Below are 23,504 nucleotides of genomic sequence, written 5' to 3'. Positions count from 1 at the left end.
ACCATTATTTCCGGATCAGAAATGGCCTGCAGAATCAGAGCGTTGCGAGCAAGTTCTCCAGGTCTTTCTGGATATCACTGCGGTCCCGATTGGCGTTGAGCACGACAAAGCGGCCGGGCTCAGCGGCTGCCCGGCGCAAGTATTCGGCGCGCGTGCGCAGGAAGAATTGCGCGGACTCGGCTTCAAACTTGTCGGGCGTGCGGGCATCGGCCAAGCGCGCGGCGGCAATCTCGGGGGCCAGATCGAACAGGATGGTCTTCGTCGGTTGCAGGCCTTGTTGGACCCACTGCTCTAGCGCTTCGAGCCGGTCGATGGCCAGGCCCCTGCCCCCACCTTGGTAGGCGAAGGTGGCGTCAGTAAAGCGGTCGGAGATCACCCAGTCGCCAGCGTCGAGGGCGGGCTGAATCACCTCGGCGATGTGCTCGCGGCGGCTGGCGAACATCAGCAGCGCTTCGGTTTCCAGGTGCATGCGCTCGTGCAGCAGCACCTCGCGCAGACGCTCGCCCAGGGGGGTGCCGCCCGGCTCACGGGTGATCACCACCTTTTTGCCTTGCGGCGCCAGTTTGGCCTGCAGTTGCTGTGCAAACCACGCGATGTGCGTGCTCTTGCCTGCGCCGTCGATGCCTTCGAATGTGATGAATTTGCCGGTCATGGTTGGCCGCGCTGGTATTTGTTGACGGCCCGGTTGTGGTCCGTCAGGTTGGTCGAAAACTGGCTGCTGCCATCGCCGCGCGCCACGAAATACAGCGCGTCGGACGGCGCCGGGTTCAGCGCCGCCTGCAGCGACGCCATGCCCGGCAGCGCGATCGGCGTGGGCGGCAGGCCAGTGCGCGTGTAGGTGTTGTATGGCGTGTCGGTCTGCAGATCGCGCTTGCGCAAATTGCCGTCAAAGCCCGCGCCAATGCCGTAGATCACGGTCGGGTCCGTCTGCAGCAGCATGTTCTTGCGCAGGCGGTTGACGAACACGGCGGCAATCATCGGGCGCTCCAGCTTCTGGCCGGTCTCTTTTTCGACGATGGACGCCATGGTCAGCGCCTCGTACGGCGTCTTGTACGGCAGATCCAGCGCGCGCTTGGCCCACGCCTCGTTCAGGCGCTTCTGCATGGCTTGGTAGGCGTGGCGGTAAAGCTCTACATCGCTGCTGCCGCGCGCGAACAGATAGGTATCGGGGAAGAACAAGCCTTCCGGGTTGGCCTCCGACGCGCCGATCTTGCGCATCAAGTCCGCATCGGACAGCCCCGCCGTGTCGTGCTTGAGCGCGGGCTCGGCGTCGACCACCGCCCGCATCTGGCGCATGTTCCAGCCTTCAATCACGGTGACGACGTAGTGCGTGACCTCGCCGCGGGCCATCTTGTCGATGATCGACCACGGCGTCGCACCGGCTTCCAACGCGTAGCCGCCAGCCTTCAGGCTCTTGGCGTTGCCCGTCGCGCGCGCCACCAGCGAGAACAGCTGCGGCTGCACGCCCACGCCGGCACTGGCGAGTTGCTTGCCGACCGAGATCACGCTCGAGTTCGGCTTGATCACCACCTCCAGCGGCGAGGCCGCCAGGCTCACCGGTTGCTGGGCCCACCACACCACACCGCCTGCGGCCGCCAGCGCAAGCAAGACCGCCAGCAGAATCAAGCGCTTGAAAAATGAGAGCATCGTATTTGCATCTGACGTGTGGAACCCGCCGACGCCGACGATTCCCGCACGCTTGAAATGGATAGACAGGGCACAAACTGCCCGTTGGACAGCCCAATATAATACCGGGTCACACTAGGCAGCCCCGCACACCATGAATGATGTCTTTCACGATTTCGTCGATACGCTGAGCTTTCCACCGCTCGACGTACAGTTTGACGCCGCTGCGCGCGGCAACGTGCTGTGCGCGCCGACCGATCTGGCGCGTATCGCCGTCGAAGGCGCCGACGCCGCCGAATTTCTCCACAACCAGCTCACCAATGCCGTAACGGGCCTCGGCCTGAACCAGGCGCGGCTGGCCGGCTACTGCTCGCCCAAGGGCCGTCTGCTGGCCACGCTGCTGGTGTGGCGTCAGGCCGATACGATCGTCCTGCAGACCGACAAGCAGATCGCGCCCGCGCTGACCAAGCGCCTGTCGATGTTTGTGCTGCGCGCCAAGGCCAAGCTGCGCCCGATGGACGAGTTCATCGGCATCGGTGTTGCCGGGCCGGATGCGGCCGAAGCGCTGCGTGAAGCCGGCGCCGTGCTGCCCGAGCCCGACACGGTGTACGCGGTGGCGCAGCAGCCCGCCACGGTTGGCCAGCAAGTCGGCGCGGTCGTCCGCCTGCCTGACGCTGATGGCCGCCCGCGCTATCAATGGATGGTGCACGCCGAGCACTTCCAGTACGCCTGGAAGACGCTGTCGTCGCGCCTGTCACTGGTCGGTACCGAAGTCTGGGATTGGATGAGCCTGCAGGCAGGTGTACCGCACATCACCTTGCCAACGCAGGAACAGTTCGTCCCGCAGATGGTGAATCTGGAACTGCTCGGTGGCGTCGATTTCCGCAAGGGTTGCTATCCGGGCCAGGAAATCGTCGCGCGCAGCCAGTATCGCGGCACGCTCAAGCGCCGCATGCAGCGCGCGCACGTCAACGCCCCCACGTCGGCCGGTGCCGAGGTCTACAGCGCCGCCGATCCGAGCCAACCGTGCGGCATGGTCGTCAATGCCGCGATGGCGCCAGATGGCGGTACGGATCTGCTGGTCGAGTTGAAGCTGGATGCACTCGATAACGTCATCCGCCTCGCCACGGCGGATGGCCCCGTGCTGACGCTGCAGAACCTGCCGTACACCATTCCTGCGCCCGAAAACGCCTGACACCGGACCCCACCATGGCCGACCATCTGTTCGTCTACTTCCGCATTGCCGAGCGTGACGCTGCTGCGGCCCTGCCACGCTGGCAGCGCTGGCTCGACACCGTGGAAGAGGCGACGGGCGTGGCCGGTGAGTTGATGCGCCGCCCCGAAATACGCGACGGGCAAGCCACGTGGATGGAGTCGTATCACGACGTTCCATCTGCGTTTGCCGCCACACTGGCCGGCTTATGGGAAACCGGCGGCCCGCGCGAATTCGTCGTGGGCGAACGTCACGCGGAGTTGTTTGTCGATCTGGAAAACGGCTGACAACGCTACGCTGCAATCGACTCGCAAAAGTTCGGCAGGCTGCTATGCTTGGCCGAAGCCCGCACAACACACGTCGTCACAAATGAGGTGATCGATCGCCGTTCGTTGTGCGGCATGTTCAAAGGAAGTGCTCATGTGTTTGATTCTCACGGCCTGGCAAGCCCATCCCGCCTATGCGCTGGTGGTGGCCGCCAACCGGGACGAATTCTATGACCGCCCTGCCGCGCCACTGGCGTGGTGGAGCGATGCGCCCAACGTGCTGGCCGGGCGTGACATGGCCCAGGTGGTCGGCCAAGCCGGCACGTGGATGGGCATGACGCGCGATGGCCGCTTTGCCGCGCTGACCAACTATCGCGCCCCCTCCGAACGCCGTCCCGATGCACGCTCGCGCGGTGAACTCGTCTCCAATTTCCTGACGGCGGACGACGCATCGATCCCGGCGTATCTCGACAGCCTGACCGCCCGCGACCGCGCCTACAACGGCTACAACCTGCTGACCGCCACGCGCGATGAGCTCTGGTGGACCAGCAACCGCGCCGATGCGCCGCGCAAGCTCGCGCCCGGGGTCTACGGGCTTTCCAACGCGCTGCTTGATACACCGTGGTTCAAGGTGCGGCACCGCATGGCCGCGTTTGCCGAAGCGCTGGCCGCTGATACCGGCCAGACAGGTGGAAAGGGCAACGCGCTGGACGTGGCGCGCTATATCGACCTGATGGCGGAAACGCGCGAGGCGCCAACGGGTGCCCTGCCCGCTACCGGCGTGGCACCGGAGTGGGAAAAGCTGCTCTCCGCCGCGTTTATCCGCTCCCCGCGCTACGGCACGCGTGCGACTACGGTGCTGCGCATCCGCCACGACGGCTGCTTCGACGTGACCGAGCGTCGCTTCGATGCCCAAGGCCAGATCGGCGAGACACGCTACCTCGGCGTGCTCGACACCGTCACCCACGCCGATACCTGACCTCCCTTACGCGGCTTCCTGTTTGGCCGCGGCAAGCTGATCCGCTTCCGTCACCGCGGCGCCACCTGGGCGCAGCGCCGAGTGCTCGCGTTTGGAGTGCACGAGCGGATAGAACATCTGGGCCGTCCAGCGTTCTGGGCCGAACAACTGGTCGTCTTGCAGGCCGATCTGCGCCGGGTATTTGCGCGTGATATGAGCCGTGCCAAATAGCACATCCCAGAAGAACAGCAGGTTGCCGAAGTTGCCCTTGTAGTGACCGATGCCGTCGGCATTGGTGAGCGCGTGGTGTGCCCAGTGCGTGGCCGGCGTGGAGATCGTGCGCTCGACCATCCACATCAGCGGACGCAATGCGCGGATGCGGTACAGCGGTGCATCCCAGGGCCACGCGCAATGCGCGCCAATGATGACCGCCAGCTTGATCACCAGATACGCCGCATAGACAGGGCCAAAACCGAGGTACACGGCCACGCCGCCGATCCACAGGCCGGGCATCATCAGGTAGTAGAAAAAGTTGTTGCGGTACGTGATCCGCACGCTCATGTACGACGCGCTGTGGTGCGCACGGTGCAGCGGCCACAGCAGCGGCGTATGCGAGGCACGATGCCAGAGGTATTGCGTCAGGTCGTCGCCGATCAGCAGCAGGCCCGCCATGGCCCACCAGGGCCACTGGCTCCAGGCATTGTGCTGCGCGGGAATGAGCCATTGGCAGAGCGCGTTGCTGCCCAGCAGTGCAATCGGCTGGGTCACGGCGAGCAGGCTGATGAACATCAGCGCTTCCAGCCACGCATCGTTAGCCGTCGCGCGGCCGCGCACTGTGCTCTGGTAGCGCCGGCTGATGAATTCCATGGCGGTAAAGCCGAGGAGGCAGACCACGATCAGGGCGTGCTCCATGTGCGAACTCATTCGGTGTTCCTCGCATTGGATGAGTGTGGAGGCAAGCGTAGGCGTGGCATTTCAATGCGTCCAATGCATAATCAGTATCCGTTCAATGCAATGGACGCAATACATGGATCTGCGACGCCTGAGTCACGTTGTTGCCCTGGCTGACACGCTGCACTTCGCCCGCGCGGCAGAGCGTGTGCACCTGAGCCAGCCCGCCTTCAGCCGCAGCATCCAGGCGATCGAGGATGAACTTGGCATCCGCCTGTTCGACCGCGACACCGGCGACGTCCGCCCCACCCCCGCCGGCGAATTCGTCATCGCGCGAGCGCGGCACTTGCTGTTCGAAGCGCGCTGCCTGCGGCGGGATGTCAACCTCTACCGCGACAGCCAACTGGGCGACACGGCCTTCGGCGTCGGGCCACTGTTGACGGCCACGCTCATGCCGCAAGCGTTGCGTGAGTTGCGTCAGCAACATCCGCAAGTCGCGCTGCGCATGGAAGTCGGCAACTGGGTGCAACTGCTGGAGAGCCTCCGCAGCGAGAGCATCGAGTTCTTCGCCGCTGACGTACGCGACATGCCCAAAGATGCCGCGCTGGACGTCCAACGGATCGGCGGACAGCCACCTCACCTGTATGTGCGCGCCGGCCATCCGCTGGCCGGGCGTGCGCCTACGCTGGGCGAAGTGTGGGAATACGGCATTGCCGTGCCGAAGCTGCTGAGCCCGTCAAAGGTGGAGTTGGCTGCGCTGCTGGGTCTGCCGGCAGGTCAGGAAGCCAGCATTGCGCTGGAGTGCGACAACTACGGCGTGCTGAAGACGGTGGCGCTGACCACCGACACCGTGCTGGGCGCGACGGATGCCGCAGTCCGGGAGGAGCTGGAATCCGGCGCGCTGGTCCGGCTGGCGGTACAGGGCTGGCTGTCGACACCATCCACGACCGGCATTGTGCGGCTACACGGCAGAACTGCATCGCCGGCGGCGCAGGCGGCCATCGCAGCCATCGTGCGGGCCGCCCAGGCGATCAACGTGTAGGTAGGTTGCGTTAGAACGTGTTCACGATCCTACTGCGCGGCCCTGATCGGGGCTCATGCGCTGCTCGAAATCCTCATGTACTTGAGTACATTCCGGTTTCTGCGCTGCTCTTCACCCCGCTGAGGGCCGCTCGCTACGGATCGTGAACACGTTCTTACAGCACGCGGCGCATGGTCCGGTGCGGAATGCCGGCCTCTTCAAACTCATCTCCCTCGGGGACGAAACCGACGCGGGCATAAAACGGCATCGCGTGGGTTTGTGCGTTGAGGACGAGCTCCGGATACCCCAGCGCCTGGGCCTTGCTGATCAGCGCTTCGAGCACGCGTGCCCCCACGCCCGTACCGCGCGCTTCCTTGCGCACGGCCATGCGCCCGATATGGCCATCGGGCAGCAAGCGGCCGGTAGCGACCGAGCGCCCTGCAGCATCACGCGCCAGGGCGTGCCAACACTGGTCGTCCCACTCGTCCCATTCGAGCTCAACAGGCACGCCCTGCTCGATGACAAACACGTCGTAGCGGATGGCACGCGCGTCTTCACGCACAGCGTCCCAGCGGTCGACGGTAATAGCGGCAGCACCGGCGAGCGGGCGGACAGATTCAGGGGCAGTCATGCTCAGTTCTCACACTTCAGGCTTCAGGACTTCAAAATTGAGGATGCGCTCGCGCAGCATGTCGGGGATCGGCGCTGAAGTCTGCGTGGCAGGGTCGGCGCACACGTAGATCACTTCGCCGGTGACGAGATGTTCATCGGCGCGATACATCTCGATGATAAAGCGCATGCTTGAGCGGCCCAGGCGCGCCACACGGCAGCGCAGGTCCAGCTCGTCGTCAAAACGCGCGGACGCATGATATTCGAGCGTGGATTTGACCACGTAGAAGTCGACGCCAAACGTATCCACGACCTCCACCGGATACCGCACGCCGATGCTGCGCCAGTACTCGGTGATGCACACATCGGCATACAGCAGGTAATGGCCGTTGAAGACGATGCCCTGTGCATCGACTTCGGCCCAGCGCACGCGCAACGGCGTGCTGTGGCGGAAATCCTCGATCGCCATGCGGTCTCCTTTTGTTTCTCGTTGTCGCTTATTCCGTCTCGGTGCCGAAGGCGCGGCGCAACGCGTCGGCGGCATCCCGGTGGGCGTCTTCAACGGCCGGGACGAAGCGGCCGATCTTGAAGAAATCGTGAATCATGCCTGCGTAGAGCTTCAGCTCAACCGGCACTTCGGCCGCGCGCAGCTTGTTCGCGTAGCCGATGCCGGCATCGCGGATGGGGTCAAAGCCGGCCACGGCAATCCACGTGGGGCACACGCCGGTCACATCCGCGCCGTGGCCGCCGGCATCCAGCGGGGCGAAGCGCCAGTCGTCGCGGTCGGCGTCGGTGCGCAGGTATTGCGAGAAGAACCAGCGGATCATCTCCTGCGTCAGCAGGTAGCCCTCGGCAAATTCGCGGTGCGATGGTGTGTTCTCGTGCGCTGTGGTACCGGGGTAGATCAGCAGTTGCAGAACCGGTGCGAGACCTCGGTTGCGCGCCTCGATGGCCGTGACGGCGGCCAGCGTGCCACCGGCGCTATCACCGCCAAACGCGATGCGTGCAGGGTCGGCGCCAATGGTGGCGGCTTCATCGAACACCCATTGCAGCACGTCGAAGGCATCGTTCGCTGCGGTGGGGAATTTCCAATCGGGGCCGAGCCGGTAATCGACCGACAACACCATCGCCCCCGATTTGGCAGCGAGCGAGCGGCACAGCGCGTCGTGCGTCTTGATGCTGCCCACCGTGAAACCGCCGCCATGGAAGTACACCAGCAACGGCAGCGGATCGGCCCAGCTCGCTTCGCGCGCGGCATACGTGCGAATGGGGATGGGATAACCATCGCGCGCCGTGACTGTCAGGTCATGCACCGATTCCAGCGGAATGGCAGGGATGTCGACAATGGGGCTGCTCTTTTCGTAGGCGATCTTGGCGTCGGCGGGGTCGAGTGCGTTCAACGGTGGACGCTTGGCGCGCGCCACCAGATCCAGCAATTGGGCGACGTGCGGGTCGAGAGACGGAGACTGCATGGGCGACAACTGAACGATCGTTCTAATTTGGCTATTATCAGGGACTCCATTGAACCACGCCCGCACAGCAAGACGGGCGACGTGGACGAACAACACCATCCGGAGACAGCGCATGGCCCTCATCTACTACCTCACCCACGTCCACCTTGGCTTTGGCACGATTGCCGAGCTGAAAAGCGAATGCGCGCGCGTGGGCATCCGCCGGCCGATGATCGTGACCGACAAGGGCGTGGCTGCCGTCGGATTGGCGCAGCGCGCCATAGATGCCACGGGCGGCTTGCCGGTGACCGTGTTCGACGAGACGCCCTCCAACCCGACCGAGGCGATGGTGTTGAAGGCCACCGCGCAATACAAGGACGCCGGCTGCGATGGGTTGATCGCCATTGGCGGCGGATCGTCGATCGACCTGGCCAAGGGCATTGCCATTGCGGCGACGCATCCGGCACCGCTCACCACGTACGCGACCATCGAGGGCGGCAGCGGCAAGATCACCGAGGCAGCAGCGCCCCTGATCGCCGTTCCCACCACGGCGGGCACCGGCAGCGAGGTGGCGCGCGGCGCGATCATCATTCTGGAAGACGGCCGCAAGCTTGGCTTTCACTCCTGGCACCTGCTACCCAAATCAGCCATCTGCGATGCGGAGTTGACGCTGGGCCTACCGCCCGCGCTGACAGCGGCTACCGGCATGGATGCCATCGCGCATTGCATCGAAACGTTCCTCGCACCCGCCTTCAACCCGCCTGCAGACGGCATCGCGCTCGACGGCCTGGAACGTGCCTGGGCCAACATTGAACGCGCCACGCGGGATGGCTCTGACCGCGACGCGCGGCTGAACATGATGAGCGCGTCCATGCAGGGTGCGATGGCGTTTCAGAAGGGGCTGGGGTGCGTGCATTCGCTGTCGCACCCGCTGGGTGGCGTGAAGGTCAACGGCAAGACGGGGCTGCACCATGGCACGTTGAACGCGGTGGTGTTGCCAGCGGTGCTGCGCTTCAACGAGACGGCGGAAACTGTGGTGCGCGACAACCGCTACGCCCGCATGCGTCGCGTGATGAATCTGCCGGAGGGGGCCGACCTTGCCCAGGCCGTGCATGACCTCACGGCCCGCCTGGGCTTGCCGACCGGCCTGCGCCAGATGGGCGTACCAGAAGACGCGTTGGAGCACGTGGTGGAAGGCGCCCTACTCGACCACTGCCACAAGACCAATCCGCGCATCGCCACGGCAGATGACTACCGCCGCATGCTGGCGGAGTCGATGTAACGCAGAGCGCGCTACGAAACAAACGGCCGGATCAGCGCGGTGATGCGCTCCGGCTGTTCGTGCACGACCCAGTGCGTGCCATTGGGAATGCGCTCGAGCCGCATATCCGGAATGAAACGCTCCAGCCCGTTGAGCAGACTCTTCGGCAGCGCCATGTCCATTTCGCCCCAGATCACCAGCGTAGGCACCTTCACGACAAAGGCTTCGGGTGGCATCTGGTCGATGCGCAGCGGCGCCGTGCCCTCCGTGGGCGGATGCAAAGGGGACGCGCGGTAGTAGTTCACCCCGCCAGTCAAGCCATGCGAGCTGCCCTCGCCAGGCTGGCTCCAGGCCGCGTGGTAGCGCGAGCGCACCTCTGGCGTAAACCACTCGGCCACGGGCTGGCCCATGCCGTGGAAAAAACCTTCGAGCTTCTCAAAGTCGTTGGCAGCCAGCGCTTCTTCCGAACCCGGCTGGCGCAGCCAGTTCATGTACGCGGATGACGCCTGCTGCGCCGGATCGCTCAGCAGCGCATTCGCAAACACCCATGGGTGCGGCGAATTGACGATGACCAATCGCTCGACCAATTCGGGATGTTGGATCGCCAGGTTCCAGCAGATCGCACCACCCCAGTCGTGCGCGACCACGATAGCGCGCTCATACCCAAGCGCCGTGATGAATTGCTCCAGATCCTGCACCAGGAACTTCGGGCGATACGCATCCACTGCAGCCGGCTTGCTCGACAGGTTGAAGCCACGCATGTCGGGCGCGACGGCAAAGTGTGTGTCGCCAAACGCGGCGAGCTGCGCTTCCCACTCGACCCAGAACTCGGGAAAGCCATGCACGAACAGCATCAGCGGCGCGCCGCGCTTGCCGGCGCTGGCGTAATGCAGCCGTGTGCCGTTGGGCAGGTCGGCAAACTGCGATTCGGTAATAGACGCTGCGGCGGCGGCCGTTGCTGTGTTCATGGCGATTCCCGAGTCTTCATGTGAGGGTTACCCGCGCAGCGCATCCACCAGACGCGCGCGCACGTCCGGCTTGCTTTCGAATGGGTCGGACGGATTGCGCTGCGAAACGATGTCTTCAAAACGGTGCTGCACCGGCGCCAGCGACTGCGGGTGCGAGTAGATGTAGAAGCCCGCGTTGCGGATGGCATCGAACGTTAACTGGGCGACCTCCTCGGCGGTCACCTTGCCGGAGCTGACGGCTTTGTCCGACATGGCTTGCGCCACGAGTTGCGACTTGGTGGGCGGCGCGTTATTCGCGAGATCCTGCGGACGATTGCGATGCGATTGCGTAATGCCGGTCGGTACAAAGTACGGGCACAGCACCGAGCAATGAATCTGCTCGGTCACCAGGCTCAGGTCTTGGTACAGCGATTCGGACAGCGCCACCACCGCATGCTTGGACACGTTGTAGATGCCCATGGCCGGCGCGTTCAGCAGCCCCGCCATCGATGCCGTGTTGACGATATGGCCTTCGTACGACGGGTCTTTCTTGGCAGCCTCCAGCATCAGTGGCGTGAAGATGCGCACACCGTGGATCACGCCATGCAGGTTCACGCTGAGTACCCAGTCCCAATCCTTCTCAGTGTTCTCCCACACCAGGCCACCTGCGCCCACGCCAGCGTTGTTGAATAGCAGGTTGACCTTGCCGAACGTCTTGATGGCAGCATCGGCCAGCGCCTGTACGTCTTCCACCTTCGACACGTCGACGCGCAAGCCGATCACTTCCACACCCTGCGCCGCGAACTCGGCGACTGTGGCATCCAGCGCGTCCTGCTGGATATCGGCCAGCACCAGCTTCATGCCCAACCCGGCCGCGTTCTTGGCGAACTCCTTGCCGAACCCCGACGCACCACCCGTGATGACGGCCACGCCGCCTGCGAATTGCTTCATGTGTGTCTCTCTCGTGTTGTTGTCATGAAATGCGATGGAATGGCGACGCCTGTCAGCCTGCCGCCTCAACCTTGCGCACGGCGTAACCCACGCGCGGGAAATGCACCACCACCTGGCCGACGCGCGGGTCTTCACGCAACACGCCAACGGAATCGCGCGTGGAGACAACCAGCTCGCCTTCGATGGGATCGACACCGTAGTCGACCGCTGCCACCGTCACGCGCGTGCCCTTGGGAAGGTCGTAGCGATCGTCGAACGGGGCATTCGTTTCGGTCAGCGCGCGCGGCGTGGCGGCCTTGGCGATGTCCAGGGCCTCAGCGGGCGTCATCGGTTGGGCTTGCGAGTGGCCGAATGCCGCAATGCGATGCATCCATGCCACGACTTCGGGGTGGGCATCCAGAATGCCCGCGACGGCCGTTGCTCGGCGGATGAACCACAGGCAGTGGTAGACGGAAAAATCCGCCACCGTCGGCTGCTCGCCAAACAGGAAGATGTGCTCGCCGGTGGCGAACTGCCGCTCCAACTGCGCGAGGAATACGTGCAGCGTGGACGTGGCTTCCGGTAGCGGCGTACGCAGACCAATGCCGCCCGCGCGCATCGCCTTCCGGTCTTCCACGAAGGCTTTGACAGCCGCTTCTGGCATGTTGCCGAACAGGCTTTGGAAGCCCGCCGGCTGCATCACAAAGGTGGCAGACGCCCAGAACAGCGTCGTATCCGCCCACTGCGCCATGGCGAATACCGCAGCGGCATGCTCCGACGGCACGAGCTTCGGCAGCGGATGAATCGATTCGAGCACCTGCGTAATCAGCGCGGTATCGCAATAAATGTCCGCGCCGATCTGCAGGAATGGCGTACGCCGATAGCCGCCCGTGAGCGGCATCACATCCGGTTTGGGCAGGATGACCGGCACGGTGACGGACTTCCACGGCTGGTCTTTGTAGCCGAGGATCAAGCGCACCTTCTCTGAAAACGGCGAGGTGGCGTAGTGATGCAGGATCAGGTCCGTCATGGAAGCTCCAGAAATTTGCAGGCCGATCAATCGAGCAGATCGGGTTGTTCTTTGACGATGCGCGCGTACAGCGGCTGAAACTGGAACCACCCTGCCTGCGCAGACCCGACGATGGAATACGCCTGTCGCGCGGCAGCATCGGAAATCGTGCGCGGGGCCTCGCCGGTGCGCGCGGCAGCGGCTTCGGCAAGCAGTTGCACCTGGCAGGAGCGCTCCATCGTAATGAACCACCAGGCGGCTTCGTCGACCGTCTTGCCGACGGTCAGCAGGCCGTGGTTCTGCAGGATCGCGGCCTTGTTATCACCCAGTGCTTCGGCAATGCGCTGGCCTTCATCCAGCTCGACCACCACGCCGCCGAAATCGTCATACAGCGCATGATCGTCATAGAAGGCACACACGTCTTGCGTGAGCGGATCAAGCTTGCGGCCCAGCGTCGACCAAGCACGGCCATACGTGCTGTGGGAATGCGCAGCGGCCACGGCATCGGGGCGTGCCTGATGCACGCGGGAGTGAATCGCAAACGCCGCTGCATTGACCGGGTAATCGCCCTCCACCACGTTGCCGTGGTGGTCACAGCGGATGAGGTTCGACACCGTCACCTGACTGAAATGCACGCCGAAGGGGTTCACCCAGAAGCTGTCCTGGTGCTCCGGATCGCGCGCGGTGATATGCCCTGCCACGCCCTCATCGAAGCCGAATTTGGAGAACAAGCGAAACGCCGCAGCAAGGCGCTGCTTGCGGTGCAGGCGCTCTTCTTCCACGGTCGCAAATTGCGGCGGACGCGGCAGGTTGCGATAGCGCGCAGCGACCTCGGGGCTGAGGCTGGCGCTCATGCTGTCGGGCCGCTTGGCTTGTGCCGTTTCAGGTGCGTTCATGGTGTCTCCTTCACGCATTGATTGTGGGTGGGCCATTCTGTTGCGGCCCTCATCCCGCGGACTGTCAAGCGATTGACAGTCCGCACATTGACGTCGAAACGTCAGACCAGCTTCACGAGCTGCTTGCCGAAGTTCTTGCCCTTGAGCAGGCCCATGAAGGCTTCCGGCGCACTTGCCAGACCGTCTGCCACGCTCTCGCGGAACTTCAGCTTGCCCTGTGCTACGAAGCCGCCCAGTTCACGCAGTGCTTCCGGCCACACGTCCATGTGCTCGGAGACGATGAAGCCTTCAATGGTCAGGCGCGACACGAGGATCAACTGCGGGTTCTGCAGCGGCAGCGGCTGACCGTCGTAACCGGCGATCATGCCGCACATGGCGATGCGGCCGAACGCGTTCATGCGCGACAGCACGGCATCCAGGATCGGGCCACCAACGTTCTCGAAGTACGAGTCGATACCGTCCGGCGTGGCTTCCTTGAGCATCTTGTAAAGCTCTTTCGGATCCTTAGCGGCCTTGTAGTCGATGCAGGCATCAAAGCCCAGCTCGTTGACCACGTAGTCGCACTTGTCCTTGCCGCCGGCAAAGCCCACGGCACGGCAACCCTTGAGCTTGGCGAGTTGGCCAACCACGCTGCCCACCGCACCCGACGCGGCGCTCACCGCCACGGTCTGGCCGGGCTTCGGCAGCATGATCTTGTTCAGGCCGTACCATGCGGTCACGCCGGGCATGCCCACCGAACCCAGATACGCCGACAGCGGAATGTGGCGCGTATCCACCTTCTGGATGCCGCGCCCATCGGAGATGCCGATCTCCTGCCACCCGAACATGCCGACCACGCTGTCGCCCACGGCAAACGATGGGTTCTTGCTGGCTTCCACCACACCCACCGTGCCGCCGATCATCACTTCATTCAGCGGCTGGGGTTCCGCATACGACTTGCTGTCGTTCATCCGGCCGCGCATGTACGGATCGAGCGACAGGAAATGGTTGCGCACCAGCACCTGGCCGTCCTGCAGTTCGGGGATATCCGCCGTCTCCAGGCGGAAGTTGTCAGGCGTGACGGCACCTTGCGGACGGGAAGCCAGAACAATGCGTTGATACGTCTTCGACATGAATCGCTCCTAGGTATTCAGATATTCGAGTAGGTCACTTCTGGTGCATGAAGAATTCAGCCAGCGCGCCGAAGGCCGGCAGCGTAACCGGATCATTGGCGGCGTTGGTGGCAATGGGGTGCGAGGCGTAACGCACGATGGTCATCTGGGCCACCGGATCAATATAGATGGCCTGACCATGGATGCCGCGCGCCTCGATGGCGTGGTGGCTGTTGTTCGAGATCCACCACATGTCGCGGTACGACCAGCCCGGCAGCGTGGCGTAACCTGCCTTGGCAAATTTGGCCGGGTCTCCTCCCTTGTGGATGCCATCGATCACGCTCTTGGGCAGGATCTGCTTGCCGTTGAAGCGGCCGTTGTTGCGGATCATCTCCCCAAAGCGCGCGAGGTCGGGCAGCGTCGTGCTCAGGCCCCCACCACCGAACTCCGTGCCGATGCTGTCCAGCGAGAAGTACGCGTCGCTCTGTGCGCCCATCGGTTGCCAGATACGTTCGGACAGTAGCGCTGCGGTCGACTTGCCGGAAGCGCGGCGCACGATCCAGGCAAGCACCTCGGCGTTGACGGTTTTGTAGCCGAACGCGTCGTCGTGCTGGCCTTCCTTTTTCGTGGTGACGAGGTAGTCGTAGAAGCCGGCCGGGCCCTTGTAGTCGGCCGGGCGCGGCAGCACGCCGCCGGCGCGGGCATACGTCCAGATATCGGCGTTCGGGTCGGCGTAGTTCTCGGAGAAACGCACGCCGACCGTCATGTCCATCACCTGGCGCACGGTCGCGTCACCATAAGCGCTGTCCTTCAGCTCGGGCACGTATTGCGTCACGGGCGCCGCCGGGTCGAGTTTGCCGTCTGCCACCAACGTGGCCGCCAACGTACCGACAAACGATTTCGTGACCGACATGGCGATGTGCTGCGTGTGCGCATCGAGCGCGCCAAAGTAGCGCTCATACACAACCTTACCCTTGTGCATGACGAGGATGCCGTCGGTGTACGTCAACTTCAGCATCTCGGCAAAGGTGCGGCGCGTGCCCGCAGCATCGGTAAAGAGCACGCCGCCGATATCCTGCTCGGCACGGGGCAGCTTGCTCGCCGGGCCATCGCCGCGCCAGACCACACGCGTGGGCAGGAACTCGCGCACATGGCTGAAGCCGTAACGCGTGCGCGGGAACACGTTGCCCACCATGTCAAAGCGGATGATGCGATCAGGCGGCGGCGGGAAGCCCTGCATCCAGCCCATCTTGTTTGGGTCGGAGTCGTCTGCCGTGAGGGGCTTCTGTACCGGAGGGTTCGGGGCAGGCGGTACCTGCACGGCGGTAGGCGTCTCCGCGGCTGGCGTCGAATTGGAGGCGCATCCTTCCAAGGTCATGGTCAGTCCGATGCAGCAAAGCAGCGTGATGGCAAGAGCGTCCGCCGTCCGCCGTGCGGGTTGTTGCATGGTTGTCTCCGTGGTTGCTTTTCTTATGTGCCGGACGCTGTCCGGTGTGCAACTGGGTACTGCCTGACTGCAACTGCGTAGGTCAATTAGCCGTCCGCGCCTGGCTCGGGTGTGCGCGGCGGCACTCGGCTGGCAATCTGCGCGCGCTTGACGAACTTGAACGTGCCCGAGCCGCGCGCGACCAGCTTGTCATCGGCATCCCTCACCTCGCCTTCGCAGAACGCCATGGTGGTGGACTGGTGCACGCATCGCGCGCTTGCCCTGAGCGTGCCGCGCCCGGGCTGCATGAACGCCGTCTTCATCTCGATCGTCACCACGCCGCGGCCATGCACGTCGGCCGAGCGGCCAGCCATGGCCATCGCCACATCGAGCATCGTCATGGTCACGCCGCCGTGGGCCATTTCCCAGCTGTTCATGTGCTGGGCCTCGAGTGCGAGTTCGACGATGCCCTCGCCGCCCTCCGCCTTCAGGCAACGCATGCCCAGAAGCTTCAGGAAAGGGATGTCGATCGGAAAACCGTTGTTGTCTGCGCTCATGCTGCGTTCAAAAGAGTGTCTAAGTCCAGAAACAGCCGAAATTAGACCACGCTCACGCCACCGTCCACGGCCAGGATCTGGCCCGTGATGTGTTTGGAGGCGTCCGATGCGAACAGCGCAGCCACGCCCTTGAGGTCTTCCTCATCGCCAATGCGGTGCAGCGGCGAGCGTTCGGCCAGCTTGTCCACGCCGAGCTTTTCCAGCGAGCCACGCGTCATCTTCGAGGGGAAGAAGCCCGGCGCAATGGCGTTGACGGTGATGTTGTGTTCGCCCCATTCCCCAGCCAGTGCGCGCGTGAAATTGACCACGGCGCCCTTGCTGGTGTTGTAGGCAATCGTATCCAACGAGCCCGGCGGGTTGCCCTTCAGGCCGGCAATCGATGCCACGTTGACGATCTTCCCGTACTTGCGCGGGATCATCGAACGCTTGCCGATCTGCTGCGTCAGCAGGAACAGGCCACGGATGTTCAGGTTCATCACCTTGTCCCAGGCTTCCACCGGGTGGTCTTCCGCCGGTGCGCCCCACGTGGCGCCCGCATTGTTGACGAGGATGTCGATGTGCCCCAGCTTGGCGAGCGCCTCGTCGGCCAAGCGCTGGATGTCCGCTTCGACAGCACCGTCGGCGGCAATCCAGTCGGCCTCGATGCCCAACGACTTCAGATGCGCCTGCGCTTCCTTCAGTTCATCGGCCTTGCGCGCGGACAGCACGATGCGTGCGCCCTGCTCACCCAGTGCTTCGGCAATCTGCAGGCCGAGCCCGCGCGAGCCACCGGTGATGAGTGCAGTTTTGCCGGAAAGATCGAACAGATGCTTGAGCGTACCCATGGTGTCTCCTGTCTCGTTGTTGTGTGCGCCGGCTTAGAACCAGGCGTCCTGCATATCCAGCGTCGTCGTGTCGAGCGAGCCCAGCAGTGCAATCTGCGGGTCGATCTTCGGCAGCTCCCACTGGAAGAAGTAGCGTGCAGCCTGCAGCTTGCCTCGGTAGAAATCGGCGTCTTCGCCTTGTGCGTTTGGCAATGCCTTCGCGGCAGTCAGCGCCTGTTCCAGCCAGAGCCAGGCCACGACGACGTGGCCGAACGCTTCCAGATAGATCGATGCGTTAGCCAGCGTCACACGCGGGTCACCTGCTGCCCACAGCGTCTGCGTGACCTTGGCCAGCTTTTGCGTGGCCATGCCGAGTGCACGGCCGTAGCTGAGCAGCGTTTCGTCACCGCTTTCCAGCGCGCGGCCGACCGTGGTCTGCACGCGCTCGCCCAGCGCCGCAAAGGCGGCCCCGTCCTGCATCACGACCTTCCGGCCCAGCAAATCCAGACCCTGGATGCCGTGCGTGCCTTCGTGGATAGGGTTGAGGCGGTTGTCGCGGTAGAACTGTTCGACGTTGTATTCGCGCGTGTAGCCGTAGCCGCCGTGCACCTGAATCGCCAGGCTGTTGGCCTCCAGGCACCACTGCGACGGCCAGCTCTTCGCAATCGGCGTGAGGATGTCGAGCAGCAGCCCGAGCTTGGCGCGCTTGGTTGCATCCGTTTCACCGCGCTCTTCATCGACGAGCTTGGCGCAATAAAGGTTCAGGCCGAGCGCGCCTTCCACGTAGGCCTTCTGCGCCAGCAGCATGCGGCGCACGTCAGCGTGATCGACAATGCGGATTTGCGGGGACGCCGCATCCTTGCCCGACGGCCCGATCGGGCGACCTTGCGGGCGATTGCGTGCGTAATCCACCGCATGCAGATAACCGGTGTAGCCGAGCATCGTCGCGCCCATGCCAACGCCGATGCGCGCCTCGTTCATCATGTGGAACATGCATGCGAGGCCCTTGTGTGGCTCGCCGACGAGATAGCCGATGGCACCGGCGCGCGGCTGGCCATCGGCACCCTTCGGGCGAAACTGCGTGCCTTCGCCAAAGTTCAGCAGGCAGTTCGTCGTACCGCGATAACCCATCTTGTGGTTCAGGCCGGCCAGTACCACGTCATTGCGCTCACCCAGCGAGCCGTCTGCATTGACGAGGAACTTTGGCACGATGAACAGCGAGATGCCCTTCACGCCCGGAATCAGTTTGCCGTCCGGGCCGGGGATCTTCGCCAGCACGAGGTGGACGATGTTCTCCGACAGTTCGTGCTCGCCAGCGGAGATCCACATCTTGTTGCCGGTCAGGCGGTACTGCGCGCCCAGCGGCGATTCGCCTTCGTACTCCGCACGCGTGACGACATCCGACAGCGACGAGCCGGCCTGCGGTTCCGACAAACACATCGTGCCGTAGAAGCGGCCCTCCATCTCGGGCTGCACAAACGTTTCGATCTGCGCGGGCGTGCCGTGCGCGAGCAGCAGGTTGGCGTTGCCGATGGTGAGGAACGGATACGAGCTGGTGCCGACGTTGGCGGCCTTGAAGAAGCCGAAGCCAGCTTTCTCGACCACGGTGGGCAGTTGCATGCCGCCGCGCTCGAAGTCTTGGCCTGCGGCCATCAGGCCGGCCTTGTTGAAGGCGTCCAGCGCGATCTTTACTTCGGGGATGATGTGGACCTTGTTGCCGTCGAAGTGCGGTTCTTCCTGGTCGTTCTTCTTGTTGTGTGGGGCGAAGAGGTCCGTGGCGATGCGCTCGCAGGTATCGAGCGCGGCGTCGAATGTTTCGCGGGAGTGGTCGGCATAACGGGGAATGCTTGTGAGCGATTCCACGTCGAGCCATTCATAGAGCAGAAAGCTCAGGTCGCGGCGCGACAGCAGCAGAGAAGACATGATGTTAGTGGTCCATCCCTTGTTTCATCCCCTGCCGGGGCTGACTCACTTTCTTTGTCTTGCCAAAGAAAGTAAGCAAAGAAAGGCGCGCCCGAGATGGCGAAAGATTCCTTGAATTTCCGTAACCGGGCGGAGAAGGACCGAAACTCGCTGCGCTCAGACAGCGGTCCTTCTTTTTTCCGCCCGCTTACAGAAATTCAAGGCGCCATCTAGGGCAGGAACGTCAACGGCCAACCCGTCTGGGTGCATGCGCTGACACAGAGGTCAGCTCTGGCAGAAACAAATCAGGCTCCCGTTTTGAGTGGGAGCCTGTGTCTCTTTAGAGCACCTCAAACAGACCAGCAGCGCCTTGGCCGCCGCCGATGCACATGGTCACGACCACGTACTTGACGCCGCGGCGCTTGCCTTCGATCAGCGCGTGGCCGACCAGGCGCGCGCCTGACACACCATACGGGTGGCCCACGGCGATGGCGCCGCCGTTGACGTTCAGGCGATCCATCGGGATGCCCAGCTTGTCAGCGCAGTACAGCACCTGCACGGCGAACGCTTCATTCAGTTCCCACAGGCCGATGTCTTCGACCTTCAGGCCGGCTTTCTTGAGCAGCTTGGGCACGGCGAACACGGGGCCGATGCCCATTTCGTCCGGCTCGCAACCGGCCACGGCAAAGCCGCGGAACACGCCCAGCGGTTGCAGGCCCTTGGCGGCGGCGACCTTGCCGTTCATCACCACGGCTGCGGATGCGCCGTCGGAGAATTGGCTGGCGTTACCTGCCGTGACCACGCCACCCGGCATGGCGGTGCGGATCTTCGACACGCCTTCAAGCGTCGTGTCAGCGCGGATACCTTCGTCAGCGGAGATCGTGACTTCGCGCGTCATGAGCTGGCCGGTCTTGGCATCGGCCACGCCCATCACCGTGGTCATCGGGACGATTTCGTCGTTGAACTTGCCGGCAGCGGCTGCCGCAGCGGCGCGCTGCTGGCTCTGCACGCCGTATTCGTCCTGGCGCTCCTTGCTGATGTTGTAGCGCTTGGCGACGTTCTCGGCGGTCTGGAGCATGCTCCAGTAGATCTCGGGCTTGTGCTTGCGCAGCCAGCCTTCCTGCAGCATGTGGTGGTTCATCTCTTGCTGCACGCACGAGATGGATTCCACACCACCGGCCACGAAGATGTCGCCTTCATCGGCAATCACGCGCTGTGCGGCCATGGCGATGGTCTGCAGGCCCGACGAGCAGAAACGGTTGACGGTCGCGCCCGGCACGGTCACAGGGCAGCCGGCGCGCAGAGCGATCTGGCGGGCGATGTTGGCGCCGGTCGCGCCTTCCGGGTTCGCGCAGCCCATCAGGATGTCTTCCACTTCGCCCGGTTCGATCTTGGCGCGCTCGATAGCGTGCTGGACTGCGTGGCCGCCCAGCGTAGCGCCGTGCGTCATGTTGAAGGCGCCCTTCCAGCTCTTGGCCAGGCCGGTACGTGCGGTGGAAACGATGACTGCTTCGGTCATGGTGTTGCTCCTCGTATCTGGTGGCGGGCGCACTGCATCAGCAAGCGCCCGGTATCTCTGTTATCCGTTCAGAATCTCGTGCGACTGCAACCGTGCGATGCCCGCATCCGTCATGCGCTGCCACGCCTGTGCGAGCGACCCGTTCAGGTCAATCGCGCGGCAGGCATCTTCGATGACGGCGACTTCCAGCCCCGCAGCACGGGCATCCAGCGCGGACCACGCCACGCAAAAGTCTGTGGCCAGCCCCACGCAGAACACTCGCTTGATCCCAAGCTCGCGCAGATAGCCCAGCAGGCCGGTCGGCGTCTTGCGATCCGCCTCAAAGAAGGCGGAGTAGCTGTCGATGTGCGGGTGATAGCCCTTGCGGACGATCAGTTGCGCATGCGGCACGTCCAGCCCATCGGCCAGCGCGGCGCCGGTGCTGTGCTGCACGCAATGCACCGGCCACAGCACCTGCTGCCCGTACGGCAGCTCGATCGTGCCGAAAGGCTGCGTGCCCGCATGGTTGGCCGCGAACGACACGTGCTCACTCGGGTGCCAGTCCTGCGTCAGCACAACGCGCCCGAATGCCTTGGCGAGCTGGTTGACGGCCGGGATGACCTGGTCGCCGTCAGGCACAGCCAGCGCACCGCCGGGCAGAAAATCGTTCTGCACGTCGATGATCAGCAGGCAATCGGTGGGCGTGAGTTGCATGGCGGTCTAGTCGCAGTTCGATGAATTAGCCGTTGAAGCCTTTGCCTTCGTCAGCCAGCTTCTGCAGCAGCGGCGCCGGCTTCCAGGCTTCGCCGTGATAGCCCTTGCTGTAGCGGTGCATGGCTTGCGCGACGTTGTACAGGCCGACGGTGTCTGCGTAGAGCATCGGGCCGCCGCGGAACAGCGGGAAGCCATAGCCGGTCAGGTAGACCATGTCGATGTCCGACGCCTTGGAGGCGATGCCCTCTTCCAGGATCTTCGCGCCTTCGTTGACCAGCGCGAACACCAGGCGCTCGACGATCTCTTCATCCGAAATCTTGCGGCGCGTGATGCCCAGATCCTTCGAGTGCTGGACGATCATGTCGTTGACCTGCTGGTTCGGGTACGGCTTGCGGTCACCCGCCTTGTAGTCGTACCAGCCGCCGCCGGTCTTCTGACCGAAGCGGCCCATTTCGCACAGCAGGTCAGCCGTCTTCGAGTAGACGATGTCCGGCTTGTCCACGGCGCGGCGCTTGCGGATGGCCCAGCCGATGTCGTTACCAGCGAGGTCGCCCATGCGGAACGGGCCCATCGCAAAGCCAAACTTCTCGATGGCCTTGTCAACTTGCTCCGGCAGCGCGCCTTCGTCCAGCAGATAACCGGCCTGACGGCTGTACTGCTCGATCATGCGGTTGCCGATGAAGCCGTCGCACACGCCCGACACCACGGCCGTCTTCTTGATGGCCTTGGCCAGCTTCATGACGGTGGCCAGCACATCCTTGGCGGTGTCCTTGCCGCGCACGACTTCCAGCAGCTTCATCACGTTGGCCGGGCTGAAGAAGTGCATGCCGACCACGTCTTGCGGGCGCTTGGTGAAGCTGGCGATCTTGTCCACGTCCAGCGTGGAGGTATTCGAGGCCAGGATCGCACCCTGCTTGACGACATCGTCCAGCTTCTTGAACACGACTTCCTTGACGCCCATTTCTTCGAACACGGCCTCGATGACGAGGTCGGCGTCCTTGAGGTCGTCGTAGGACAGCGTCGGGGTCAGCAGGGCCATGCGCTGCTCGACCTTCTCTTGCGTCAGCTTGCCCTTCTTGGCGCTGTTCTCGTAGTTCTTGCGGATGGTGGCAACGCCGCGGTCCAGCGCTTCCTGCTTCGTTTCCAAGATCGTGACCGGAATACCCGCGTTCAGGAAGTTCATGGAAATACCGCCGCCCATGGTGCCGGCGCCGACCACGGCAACCTTTTCCACCTTGCGCACCGGCGTGTCTTCCGGCACATCGGGGATCTTGCTGGCAGCGCGTTCGCCGAAGAAGGCGTGACGCAGCGCGCGCGATTCAGACGTGTTCACCAGTTCGATAAACAGGTCGCGCTCGAATTTGATGCCATCGTCAAAGCGCTTTTCGACGGCAGCCTGCACGGCGTCGACGCACTTGCCCGGTGCCGGGAAGTTCTTGGCGACTGCGGCAACGGTGTTGCGCGCGAATTGCAGGAAACCTTGCGGGTTGTCGTGCTCGACCTTGCGATCGCGCAGCTTGGGCAGCTTGCCGTCGGCAGCGGCCTTGAGCGCGAAGTCGATGGCGCCGGCCATCAGATCGCCTTCGATCATCTGGTCGAACAGGCCGCTCTTGGCCAGCTTTTCCGACAGGATGGGCGTGCCCGAGACGATCATGTTCAGAGCCGGTTCCAGGCCGATCGCGCGCGGCAGACGCTGCGTGCCACCTGCGCCCGGCAGGATGCCCAGCTTCACTTCCGGCAGCGCGATCTGCGCGCCCGGTGCAGCCACACGGTAGTGGCAACCCATCGCTAGCTCCAGCCCGCCGCCCATCGCCACCGAGTGGATAGCCGCCACGACCGGCTTGCTGCTCGACTCCACTGCTTTGATGACGGAATGCAGTGACGGCTCCTGGCTTGCCTTGGGGGTGTTGAACTCGCGGATATCAGCGCCGCCCGAAAAGGCCTTTCCAGCGCCAGTGATCACGATGGCCTTGACGTTCGGATCGTCGCTCGCCTTGACCATGCCTTCAACAATGCCCAGCCGCGTGGAATGGCCAAGGCCGTTGACGGGCGGGTTGCTGAGCGTGATGACGGCAACGCCGTCCTGGACCTTGTACTCCGCTGTCATGCTGGTTCCTTTGGTGGAGCGAGGGCCGGTTGTAAAACTCACCGTGCCTCGCGGTTGAACTGTCTCTTGAGTATCGTTTTTTTAACGCGCGGTAAGGCCGCGACTCGACACAGAATACACAAAAAAGCACGGTCGTTCAATTTCTATTTTTCCGTTGCGCGGCGCCGTCCGGCGGGCGATGTTGCCGCCCGGCCCCTATCCGAGCGCGGTGACGGAAGCGTCAATTTTTTGCCCGCTCCGTGACGGTTTTGATAGAGTCGCGCATTTCGTCGCTCGGGACGAGCTTGGCGCCCATCAGGCGCGGGAACGTCTCGTCACATTAGTCGAT

Annotated in this window: 23 protein-coding genes; 5 read left to right on the top strand and 18 right to left on the bottom strand. The window is 63.7% G+C overall.

Annotated features, from left to right (window positions below):
- Positions 1 to 34: 34 nt before the first annotated feature.
- Positions 35 to 652, bottom strand: coding sequence for a dTMP kinase (tmk, locus tag ACS7SF_RS18465; RefSeq protein ID WP_439891083.1), 618 nt, complete (start codon positions 650 to 652; stop codon positions 35 to 37).
- The gene (mltG, locus tag ACS7SF_RS18460) at positions 649 to 1,647 is read right to left on the bottom strand and encodes an endolytic transglycosylase MltG (protein ID WP_439891082.1); all 999 of its coding nucleotides are present in this window, start codon (positions 1,645 to 1,647) and stop codon (positions 649 to 651) included. Before mltG ends, tmk begins: the two co-directional genes overlap by 4 nt.
- A gap of 133 nt (positions 1,648 to 1,780) precedes the next feature.
- On the opposite strand from mltG, the gene ygfZ reads away from it, so the two are divergent.
- The 3 genes from ygfZ to ACS7SF_RS18445 all read left to right on the top strand — a co-directional run bounded on the left by ygfZ (position 1,781) and on the right by ACS7SF_RS18445 (position 4,084).
- Positions 1,781 to 2,821 carry a CAF17-like 4Fe-4S cluster assembly/insertion protein YgfZ gene (gene ygfZ, locus ACS7SF_RS18455; RefSeq protein WP_439891081.1) on the top strand — a complete coding sequence of 347 codons (1,041 nt, stop codon included), beginning with the start codon at positions 1,781 to 1,783 and terminating at the stop codon, positions 2,819 to 2,821.
- A 14-nt stretch (positions 2,822 to 2,835) separates the two neighbouring features.
- Positions 2,836 to 3,126 (top strand): DUF4936 family protein, encoded by a 291-nt coding sequence (locus ACS7SF_RS18450; RefSeq protein ID WP_439891080.1) that lies wholly within the window; start codon positions 2,836 to 2,838, stop codon positions 3,124 to 3,126.
- Positions 3,127 to 3,259: 133 nt separating this feature from the next.
- On the top strand, positions 3,260 to 4,084 hold the full coding sequence (locus ACS7SF_RS18445; protein ID WP_439891079.1) for an NRDE family protein: 825 nt from the start codon (positions 3,260 to 3,262) through the stop codon (positions 4,082 to 4,084).
- A 6-nt stretch (positions 4,085 to 4,090) separates the two neighbouring features.
- Here the strand turns inward: ACS7SF_RS18445 and ACS7SF_RS18440 are convergent, their stop codons facing one another.
- Positions 4,091 to 4,987: a sterol desaturase family protein gene (locus ACS7SF_RS18440; protein ID WP_439891078.1), complete on the bottom strand. Its 897-nt coding sequence runs from the start codon at positions 4,985 to 4,987 to the stop codon at positions 4,091 to 4,093.
- 103 nt (positions 4,988 to 5,090) lie between these two features.
- Here ACS7SF_RS18440 and ACS7SF_RS18435 point away from each other — a divergent pair, with 103 nt between their 5' ends.
- The gene (locus ACS7SF_RS18435) at positions 5,091 to 5,996 is read left to right on the top strand and encodes a LysR family transcriptional regulator (protein WP_439891077.1); all 906 of its coding nucleotides are present in this window, start codon (positions 5,091 to 5,093) and stop codon (positions 5,994 to 5,996) included.
- 154 nt (positions 5,997 to 6,150) lie between these two features.
- Here ACS7SF_RS18435 and ACS7SF_RS18430 read toward each other — a convergent pair whose 3' ends face one another.
- The 3 genes from ACS7SF_RS18430 to ACS7SF_RS18420 are packed head-to-tail and all read right to left on the bottom strand — an operon-like array spanning position 6,151 to position 8,056.
- The gene (locus ACS7SF_RS18430; RefSeq protein ID WP_439891076.1) at positions 6,151 to 6,606 is read right to left on the bottom strand and encodes a GNAT family N-acetyltransferase; all 456 of its coding nucleotides are present in this window, start codon (positions 6,604 to 6,606) and stop codon (positions 6,151 to 6,153) included.
- 9 nt (positions 6,607 to 6,615) lie between these two features.
- Positions 6,616 to 7,053 (bottom strand): acyl-CoA thioesterase, encoded by a 438-nt coding sequence (locus ACS7SF_RS18425; protein WP_439891075.1) that lies wholly within the window; start codon positions 7,051 to 7,053, stop codon positions 6,616 to 6,618.
- Positions 7,054 to 7,081: 28 nt separating this feature from the next.
- Positions 7,082 to 8,056: an alpha/beta hydrolase gene (locus ACS7SF_RS18420; protein ID WP_439891074.1), complete on the bottom strand. Its 975-nt coding sequence runs from the start codon at positions 8,054 to 8,056 to the stop codon at positions 7,082 to 7,084.
- Positions 8,057 to 8,168: 112 nt separating this feature from the next.
- Between ACS7SF_RS18420 and ACS7SF_RS18415 the strand changes: the two genes are divergently transcribed.
- On the top strand, positions 8,169 to 9,317 hold the full coding sequence (locus tag ACS7SF_RS18415; RefSeq protein ID WP_439891073.1) for an iron-containing alcohol dehydrogenase: 1,149 nt from the start codon (positions 8,169 to 8,171) through the stop codon (positions 9,315 to 9,317).
- A gap of 11 nt (positions 9,318 to 9,328) precedes the next feature.
- Here ACS7SF_RS18415 and ACS7SF_RS18410 read toward each other — a convergent pair whose 3' ends face one another.
- The 12 genes from ACS7SF_RS18410 to ACS7SF_RS18355 all read right to left on the bottom strand — a co-directional run bounded on the left by ACS7SF_RS18410 (position 9,329) and on the right by ACS7SF_RS18355 (position 23,176).
- Positions 9,329 to 10,264, bottom strand: a complete 936-nt coding sequence (locus ACS7SF_RS18410) for an alpha/beta fold hydrolase (protein ID WP_439891072.1) — start codon at positions 10,262 to 10,264, stop codon at positions 9,329 to 9,331.
- 27 nt (positions 10,265 to 10,291) lie between these two features.
- Complete coding sequence (locus ACS7SF_RS18405) at positions 10,292 to 11,194, bottom strand: SDR family oxidoreductase (protein ID WP_439891071.1); 903 nt, start codon at positions 11,192 to 11,194, stop codon at positions 10,292 to 10,294.
- A gap of 52 nt (positions 11,195 to 11,246) precedes the next feature.
- Positions 11,247 to 12,203: a glutathione S-transferase family protein gene (locus ACS7SF_RS18400; RefSeq protein ID WP_439891070.1), complete on the bottom strand. Its 957-nt coding sequence runs from the start codon at positions 12,201 to 12,203 to the stop codon at positions 11,247 to 11,249.
- A gap of 26 nt (positions 12,204 to 12,229) precedes the next feature.
- A complete protein-coding gene (locus ACS7SF_RS18395; RefSeq protein ID WP_439891069.1) occupies positions 12,230 to 13,078 on the bottom strand; it encodes a class II aldolase/adducin family protein in 849 nt (282 codons plus the stop codon).
- A gap of 101 nt (positions 13,079 to 13,179) precedes the next feature.
- Positions 13,180 to 14,190 (bottom strand): NADP-dependent oxidoreductase, encoded by a 1,011-nt coding sequence (locus tag ACS7SF_RS18390; protein WP_439891068.1) that lies wholly within the window; start codon positions 14,188 to 14,190, stop codon positions 13,180 to 13,182.
- 34 nt (positions 14,191 to 14,224) lie between these two features.
- Positions 14,225 to 15,616: a serine hydrolase domain-containing protein gene (locus ACS7SF_RS18385; protein WP_439891067.1), complete on the bottom strand. Its 1,392-nt coding sequence runs from the start codon at positions 15,614 to 15,616 to the stop codon at positions 14,225 to 14,227.
- 86 nt (positions 15,617 to 15,702) lie between these two features.
- Positions 15,703 to 16,152: a PaaI family thioesterase gene (locus tag ACS7SF_RS18380; RefSeq protein WP_426398554.1), complete on the bottom strand. Its 450-nt coding sequence runs from the start codon at positions 16,150 to 16,152 to the stop codon at positions 15,703 to 15,705.
- A 41-nt stretch (positions 16,153 to 16,193) separates the two neighbouring features.
- On the bottom strand, positions 16,194 to 16,976 hold the full coding sequence (locus tag ACS7SF_RS18375) for an SDR family oxidoreductase (protein WP_439891066.1): 783 nt from the start codon (positions 16,974 to 16,976) through the stop codon (positions 16,194 to 16,196).
- A gap of 33 nt (positions 16,977 to 17,009) precedes the next feature.
- On the bottom strand, positions 17,010 to 18,878 hold the full coding sequence (locus ACS7SF_RS18370; protein WP_439891065.1) for an acyl-CoA dehydrogenase: 1,869 nt from the start codon (positions 18,876 to 18,878) through the stop codon (positions 17,010 to 17,012).
- A gap of 319 nt (positions 18,879 to 19,197) precedes the next feature.
- Positions 19,198 to 20,376, bottom strand: a complete 1,179-nt coding sequence (locus ACS7SF_RS18365; RefSeq protein ID WP_439891064.1) for an acetyl-CoA C-acyltransferase — start codon at positions 20,374 to 20,376, stop codon at positions 19,198 to 19,200.
- Positions 20,377 to 20,436: 60 nt separating this feature from the next.
- Positions 20,437 to 21,069, bottom strand: coding sequence for a bifunctional nicotinamidase/pyrazinamidase (pncA, locus tag ACS7SF_RS18360; protein WP_439891063.1), 633 nt, complete (start codon positions 21,067 to 21,069; stop codon positions 20,437 to 20,439).
- A gap of 25 nt (positions 21,070 to 21,094) precedes the next feature.
- On the bottom strand, positions 21,095 to 23,176 hold the full coding sequence (locus ACS7SF_RS18355; RefSeq protein ID WP_439891062.1) for a 3-hydroxyacyl-CoA dehydrogenase NAD-binding domain-containing protein: 2,082 nt from the start codon (positions 23,174 to 23,176) through the stop codon (positions 21,095 to 21,097).
- Positions 23,177 to 23,504: the final 328 nt, after the last annotated feature.

Origin of the sequence: Ralstonia sp. 25C (assembly GCF_051904805.1) — a bacterium.
Taxonomy (GTDB): Bacteria; Pseudomonadota; Gammaproteobacteria; order Burkholderiales; family Burkholderiaceae; genus Ralstonia.
This window is presented reverse-complemented; position numbering and strand designations above follow the sequence as displayed.

Bases quoted from the DNA above. Each gene is read 5' to 3' on its own strand.
- tmk (WP_439891083.1), bottom strand. From the start codon at position 652: ATGACCGGCAAATTCATCACATTCGAAGGCATCGACGGCGCAGGCAAG.
- ACS7SF_RS18385 (WP_439891067.1), bottom strand. From the start codon at position 15,616: ATGCAACAACCCGCACGGCGGACGGCGGACGCTCTTGCCATCACGCTG.
- ACS7SF_RS18420 (WP_439891074.1), bottom strand. From the start codon at position 8,056: ATGCAGTCTCCGTCTCTCGACCCGCACGTCGCCCAATTGCTGGATCTG.
- ACS7SF_RS18365 (WP_439891064.1), bottom strand. From the start codon at position 20,376: ATGACCGAAGCAGTCATCGTTTCCACCGCACGTACCGGCCTGGCCAAG.
- ACS7SF_RS18375 (WP_439891066.1), bottom strand. From the start codon at position 16,976: ATGGGTACGCTCAAGCATCTGTTCGATCTTTCCGGCAAAACTGCACTC.
- pncA (WP_439891063.1), bottom strand. From the start codon at position 21,069: ATGCAACTCACGCCCACCGATTGCCTGCTGATCATCGACGTGCAGAAC.
- ACS7SF_RS18445 (WP_439891079.1), top strand. From the start codon at position 3,260: ATGTGTTTGATTCTCACGGCCTGGCAAGCCCATCCCGCCTATGCGCTG.
- ACS7SF_RS18395 (WP_439891069.1), bottom strand. From the start codon at position 13,078: ATGAACGCACCTGAAACGGCACAAGCCAAGCGGCCCGACAGCATGAGC.
- ACS7SF_RS18425 (WP_439891075.1), bottom strand. From the start codon at position 7,053: ATGGCGATCGAGGATTTCCGCCACAGCACGCCGTTGCGCGTGCGCTGG.
- ACS7SF_RS18390 (WP_439891068.1), bottom strand. From the start codon at position 14,190: ATGTCGAAGACGTATCAACGCATTGTTCTGGCTTCCCGTCCGCAAGGT.
- ACS7SF_RS18435 (WP_439891077.1), top strand. From the start codon at position 5,091: ATGGATCTGCGACGCCTGAGTCACGTTGTTGCCCTGGCTGACACGCTG.
- ACS7SF_RS18415 (WP_439891073.1), top strand. From the start codon at position 8,169: ATGGCCCTCATCTACTACCTCACCCACGTCCACCTTGGCTTTGGCACG.
- ACS7SF_RS18355 (WP_439891062.1), bottom strand. From the start codon at position 23,176: ATGACAGCGGAGTACAAGGTCCAGGACGGCGTTGCCGTCATCACGCTC.
- ygfZ (WP_439891081.1), top strand. From the start codon at position 1,781: ATGAATGATGTCTTTCACGATTTCGTCGATACGCTGAGCTTTCCACCG.
- ACS7SF_RS18370 (WP_439891065.1), bottom strand. From the start codon at position 18,878: ATGTCTTCTCTGCTGCTGTCGCGCCGCGACCTGAGCTTTCTGCTCTAT.
- ACS7SF_RS18400 (WP_439891070.1), bottom strand. From the start codon at position 12,203: ATGACGGACCTGATCCTGCATCACTACGCCACCTCGCCGTTTTCAGAG.
- ACS7SF_RS18405 (WP_439891071.1), bottom strand. From the start codon at position 11,194: ATGAAGCAATTCGCAGGCGGCGTGGCCGTCATCACGGGTGGTGCGTCG.
- ACS7SF_RS18430 (WP_439891076.1), bottom strand. From the start codon at position 6,606: ATGACTGCCCCTGAATCTGTCCGCCCGCTCGCCGGTGCTGCCGCTATT.
- ACS7SF_RS18440 (WP_439891078.1), bottom strand. From the start codon at position 4,987: ATGAGTTCGCACATGGAGCACGCCCTGATCGTGGTCTGCCTCCTCGGC.
- ACS7SF_RS18410 (WP_439891072.1), bottom strand. From the start codon at position 10,264: ATGAACACAGCAACGGCCGCCGCCGCAGCGTCTATTACCGAATCGCAG.
- ACS7SF_RS18450 (WP_439891080.1), top strand. From the start codon at position 2,836: ATGGCCGACCATCTGTTCGTCTACTTCCGCATTGCCGAGCGTGACGCT.
- mltG (WP_439891082.1), bottom strand. From the start codon at position 1,647: ATGCTCTCATTTTTCAAGCGCTTGATTCTGCTGGCGGTCTTGCTTGCG.
- ACS7SF_RS18380 (WP_426398554.1), bottom strand. From the start codon at position 16,152: ATGAGCGCAGACAACAACGGTTTTCCGATCGACATCCCTTTCCTGAAG.